The sequence below is a fragment of the Mesorhizobium sp. M5C.F.Ca.IN.020.29.1.1 genome, from assembly GCF_003997375.1.
Taxonomy (GTDB): domain Bacteria; phylum Pseudomonadota; class Alphaproteobacteria; order Rhizobiales; family Rhizobiaceae; genus Mesorhizobium; species Mesorhizobium wenxiniae.
Window position 1 is genome coordinate 1 of record NZ_RZSW01000483.1, and the last position, 4,919, is coordinate 4,919.

Below are 4,919 nucleotides of genomic sequence, written 5' to 3' on the forward strand. Positions count from 1 at the left end.
GGCGAGGCCAGCGCGACATGGCCGTCGGGCCGCACCAGATAGGCACCGTCGCGATGCAGGCCCGTGGCTTTAGCCATGTCGGACCAGGCGAAGCTGTGGATCGGGATGCCGGTCGGAGCCAGCATCGCCCGGAACTCGGCATTCGCCTCGCCATAGACATGCACCTGCCAGTCCAGCGAGCGCAGCGGCTCGAAATTGTTGCCGCTGGCGGAGAGGACATAGGGCAGGCGGTCGCCGCCGCTGATTTTCCCGGCCGTGCCGGAACTGATCGGCCCGGAACGGTACTGGATCGCGGCCTGCGAGATCAGGCCGAAGAAGGCACGCGAGCCGTACGACGTGTGCAGCAGCACGTTCATGATCTTCGGCATCAGATAGCGCCGGAACAGGCCGACCAGGCGCGAGCGGCTGGTGATGAAGCGGAACGCCGTGTCGGTGCTCTCGATCAACTTTCGAGCAAAGGCGATGCGTTCAGGCTCGTAGCTGTCGAGCAGGCGCTGATCGGCACGGCCTTGAACCACGGCAGCGAGCTTCCAGCCCAGGTTGACCGCATCGCCCATGCCGGTGTTCATGCCCTGGCCGCCGGCCGGGCTGTGGATGTGGCCGGCATCGCCGCAGAGGAATACGCGGCCGACGCGGAAGCGTTCGGCAACGCGGTGGTGGACGCGGTAGGTCGAAAACCAGTTGACTTCGTTGACCTTGATACCCGTGTCGCTCTCGACATCCGCGCGGATCGCCTCGAAGGTGATCGTCTCGTCGGCTTCATGCGCCTTCGGGACGATGCCGATCAGACGCAGTGAACCGGATTGCCTGACCGGCATGACGATCGCGAAACCGTAAGCGCTGACCGTAGTGTCCATGCCATTGCGGGTGACCGCGCCGCTGCCCGTCACGTCGGCGACGTAGAAGGCCTGTTCGTAGGTGCCACCCGGGAAGCCGATATTTAGCCCATGCCGCACGGTGCTGCGGGCGCCGTCGCAACCGACGAGATAGGCAGCGCAGACTGTCTCGGTCACACCGCCATTGCGCAATGTGGCGACAACCGAACTGCTCCTGTCCTCGAACGCGACCAGCTCCGTGTTGCGCTCGACCCGAACCCCGGCGCGCTCGAGATGCGTGACCAGGATATGCTCGTGAATGTCCTGCGGCAGCGCAAATGCGAAGGGGAACGGGCTGATGCCGCGGCCGAAGTCGGAGAGCGGCAGCTTTGCGGCAATGCCGGCCGGCGTGCGCACGGTGAGTTGCTCCAGCCGCACGCCGGCGGCAAGCACCTCCTCGACGATGCCGATCTGTCGATGGAACTCGAGCGTGCGGGCCTGGACGGCGAGCGCGCGCGATGTCTCGCCTGGACCTGCGGACTTGTCGAAGATGCGGACCGGCACGCCGAGACGGGTGAGCCAGAGGCCAAGCGTCAGCCCGGTCGGTCCGGCGCCGGCGATCAGGACTTTCGTTTGTGACGGGCTCATCGGGATTCTCCTGCCGCGATGCGAACCTGTTCGTGTTCGCGCAGCCGGTTGACGCCGGCGGTTACGACCACATCGCCTTCGGCCAGGCCGCCGCTGACGACGACCCGCTCGGTCTCGTAACGGGCAATGACAACGGGCTTCAGCTCGACGGCCGAGGAAGCGCCCACAATCCACACGGCCGGCTTACCGCCCTTGTCGAACAGTGCACTTCCCGGCAGCACCACGACAGGCGCGCCGGATTCGTTGACACGGCCCGCGACGCTGCTGCCAAAGCGCATTTCATTCGGGGCGTTGCGCAGCGAAACCTTCACTTGGAAGGTGCGGGTGGCGGCATCGGCCACAGGCGACACCTCGTGTATGACGCCGGATGTCGAGATCGCCGGGTTGCTCAGCAGCGAGACCATGATCTCCGGCGGATGCCCAGCGCTGCGGCGATTTGAGAACACAGCTTCGGCGATCGAGAAGACAGCGTCGCGGGCTTGCGGATCGGCGATGCGCACGACCATCTGCCCGACATTGACGAGCTGGCCTTCCTCGGCGCCAGTCGCCGTCACCAAGCCGTCGAAATCCGCGTGCAGTTCGGTATAAGCGAGCTGATCCCTGGCCATCTCCAAGCCAATCTTAGCCGAGTCCAGCTTGGCTTGCGCCGAGCGGAGGTTCTTCAACGTCGCATCGTAGCTGGCGCGCGTCGTGAAGCCTTTGGCAAGCAACGCTCTGAGGCGGGCCTCGGCGGCGCTAGCCTCGACCAGCACGGCCTGCGCCGCCGCGACATCGGCCTCGGCGTTGCGCAAGCGGTTGCGATAATCCTGGTCCTCGATGCGGGCGAGCACTTCGCCTTTCCTGATCATCTGGCCTACTGCTGCCGTGCGCTGCACGAGCTTGCCGGAGAGCCGGAACCCAAGGTCGCTTTCGCGCTGTGGGCGGATTTCGCCGATCGCGAGCCGGCTGTCCGCCTGCGGTGCCGGCTTCACCGTCACGGCCTTGACCAGCTTCGCTTCCGGCACATCCGGCTTTGCGCTCGCGGCCTCGCCCTTGGCAGCGTACCAGGTGACGGCGGCGGCGCAGGCGAGCGCCGCGATCGATACGCCGACGAGGCCACGTATCAACCTGCTGTGGAATGTGGCAGTCATGTTGTCTCCTATCCATGTTGCGACCGGCGCCGGAATGGGTGCGACAGCCGGCTATGATCCTTGCTGGAGACGGGGCCGGACGCCTTGGCGCCGAAAACAGGGTCAATTCGCCCGTTCACCAGCACGCTTTCATTCGGCTTTTCAGGCGCTGAAATCCCGATCGGATTCTGAAAATTTTCCGATGTTTTGGCGACCGACCTTTTCCATGCTGGCCCTTTGAAAGGTCCTCGAATGGGGCGCCCAGGGAAAAACCGGAACACTGGTAGCGCAGGAGAACTTCGACGCCGGCCAGGTCGACTACGCGCAGTCGCACTATGATCGGGCCGCCGACCTTGCCCGCAAGGGCATTAACGCCAAATCGTCGCTGGATGAGGCCAGGAACGATCTCGACAAGGCCAAGCAGCAACTGGCCGCGGCCGAGCAGGGCATCCTCAGCGCCAGGGCTGCGCTTGGCGGCAATCCCGATATCGAGACCGACAAGCATCGACCGTGATGGCGGCGCTCGCCGCGCGCGACAAGGCTGCCTACGATTTGGGGCAGACCACGGTCAGGGCGCCGGCCGCCGGCATCATCAGCCAGGCTGCCTCGTTCAAGGTCGGCCAGTATGTCGGCTCGGGTACGCCGCTGGTTTCGCTGGTCGAGACCGGCGACACCCGGATCGATGCCAATTTCAAAGAAATCCAGCTCACCAATATGAAGCCCGGCCAGAAGGCTGAAATCGTGGTCGACACCTATCCGGGTAAGACGTTCGAAGCCACGGTCAAGGCGATCGGCGCCGGCACGGGGGCCGAGTTCTCGCTGTTGCCCGCCCAAAACGCCACCGGCAACCGGGTCAAGGTCACCCAGCGCATTCCGGTACGCCTGCAACTGGCCGATGCCGACGCCAAGATGGCGCTGCGCACCGGCATGAGTGCGACGGTCACGGTGGACACCGGCGTTTCCCGCGGGCTTCCGAGCATCTTCGGCCACGCCACGGCGGGTGAGGCGCAATAGACCACCTCGGTCCATCGGCTGATGAAGCCTGAGACTACGTCAATGACTTCAAGCTGCTGATGATCATAACGCTGCTTGCCATCCCGTTTGTTTTCCTGCTGCGCAAGCCAAAGGCTGGTCCGACCGCCGGTCCCGCCGCGCATATGGGCTGACGGCTTGTCAACTTGCCGGTCACACCTCCTATCTGCCCAGAACAAGGCTCCAGTAGCGCAGCGAGCTGTCGCGGCCGTCCCGCACATAGGCCAGACCGAAGCGGGTGAAGCGCGGGTCGAGCATGTTGCGGCGGTGGCCGGCCGAATGCATCCAGATGTCGAACAGCTTCTGCTGATCGAAACGGCCCTCGGCGATGTTTTCGGCGGCAGCACCGCTAATGCCGTTGCCCTTGACGCGCGAGGCGAATCCCTTGCCCCAGCCTGTGGTATGGGTCATGCGGCCGCCGCGCGCCATATAGCCGGACTGCTGCAGGGCTGCCTGTTCGAGCTGAGGGTCGGGGAGAAGCGGCCCGAGGCCGGCTGAGGCACGGATGCCCGCCAGTGTGCCGACGGCGGAGGCGGAGACCCCGGCGCCTTCGCCGGTGGGCAGCACAGTGGCGCAGGCAGCGAGCCCGGCCAGTGCAGCAAGGCCGGCAGCTCTAAATAGCATTCGCCTGTTAAAGTTTGATCGGGCATCGGAATTTTCGATTTTGGCAACGGTCATGCCCGACTGACATAGCGGTGATCATGGCTTTTGCCGGGCCGGCGCTCAAAAATCTCGCTCACTGCGCGCTTAGCCGTCCGCGAACCCCGCTGACTGCACGCTACGCGCGGTATTCTCCAAGTTAGTCACCCAACCACCGCCGATAGCCGCATTGCTCTCGACAAGAGCACTCCTGCCGCAGACCGCTCGCCGGCAGACACTTCAGCGGCAAGGTCTACAGCAGCAAGATCCAACTGACGGACGGCGGCAAGAAGCTCAACGTGCGCGGCTACATTGGTGTCTCAATGCTCGGTCGCTCGCAGATTTGGGTGCGTCAGGAATAAGGCACCAGGATCGACAGGAAATCTGTCGATCCAGAGACAATCATATGGAAAGAAAACGTCATGAGCCGTCATCGTCGATCGATACAGGGCATCAGCGCGGACGGAATCTTAAAAAGATATCGTCACCCTCTGTAGCGCCGGCGGCCAAGGCCGCTCGATGAACAGTCGAGATCTCTACCGGTGGGCTCTATCGGGAGCTGCTGATACCAAACTCAGCTTAATTTCGGATCGGGCTATAAGGCATTTGCCGAATATGGCGGCGCCGTCGCATCTTTCTGCTTGCCGCCCTATTTCACCAAGGACGGGGCCGCCGG

3 protein-coding genes and 2 pseudogenes are annotated in these 4,919 nt (G+C 64.0%); 2 read left to right on the forward strand and 3 right to left on the reverse strand.

All coding sequences use genetic code 11. The features are described from left to right. The coding region (locus EOA85_RS27645; RefSeq protein WP_127211883.1) for an FAD-dependent monooxygenase at positions 1-1,463 on the reverse strand (1,463 nt) is incomplete at its 3' end. Beyond that, on the reverse strand, positions 1,460-2,593 hold the full coding sequence (locus EOA85_RS27650) for an efflux RND transporter periplasmic adaptor subunit (RefSeq protein ID WP_127211884.1): 1,134 nt from the start codon (positions 2,591-2,593) through the stop codon (positions 1,460-1,462). The genes EOA85_RS27645 and EOA85_RS27650, both read right to left, overlap by 4 nt. A gap of 265 nt (positions 2,594-2,858) precedes the next feature. Between EOA85_RS27650 and EOA85_RS27655 the strand changes: the two are divergent. After that, a pseudogene (locus EOA85_RS27655) lies at positions 2,859-3,586 on the forward strand (HlyD family secretion protein); the annotation flags it as partial. 180 nt (positions 3,587-3,766) lie between these two features. Here the strand turns inward: EOA85_RS27655 and EOA85_RS27660 are convergent. Further along, positions 3,767-4,282, reverse strand: a complete 516-nt coding sequence (locus tag EOA85_RS27660; protein ID WP_127211885.1) for a CAP domain-containing protein — start codon at positions 4,280-4,282, stop codon at positions 3,767-3,769. 215 nt (positions 4,283-4,497) lie between these two features. Between EOA85_RS27660 and EOA85_RS27665 the strand changes: the two are divergent. Then, a pseudogene (locus EOA85_RS27665) lies at positions 4,498-4,605 on the forward strand (DUF2147 domain-containing protein); the annotation flags it as partial. Positions 4,606-4,919: the final 314 nt, after the last annotated feature.

Coding starts and splice junctions, on each gene's coding strand:
- EOA85_RS27660 (WP_127211885.1), bottom strand. CDS start 4,282: ATGACCGTTGCCAAAATCGAAAATTCCGATGCCCGATCAAACTTTAAC.
- EOA85_RS27650 (WP_127211884.1), bottom strand. CDS start 2,593: ATGACTGCCACATTCCACAGCAGGTTGATACGTGGCCTCGTCGGCGTA.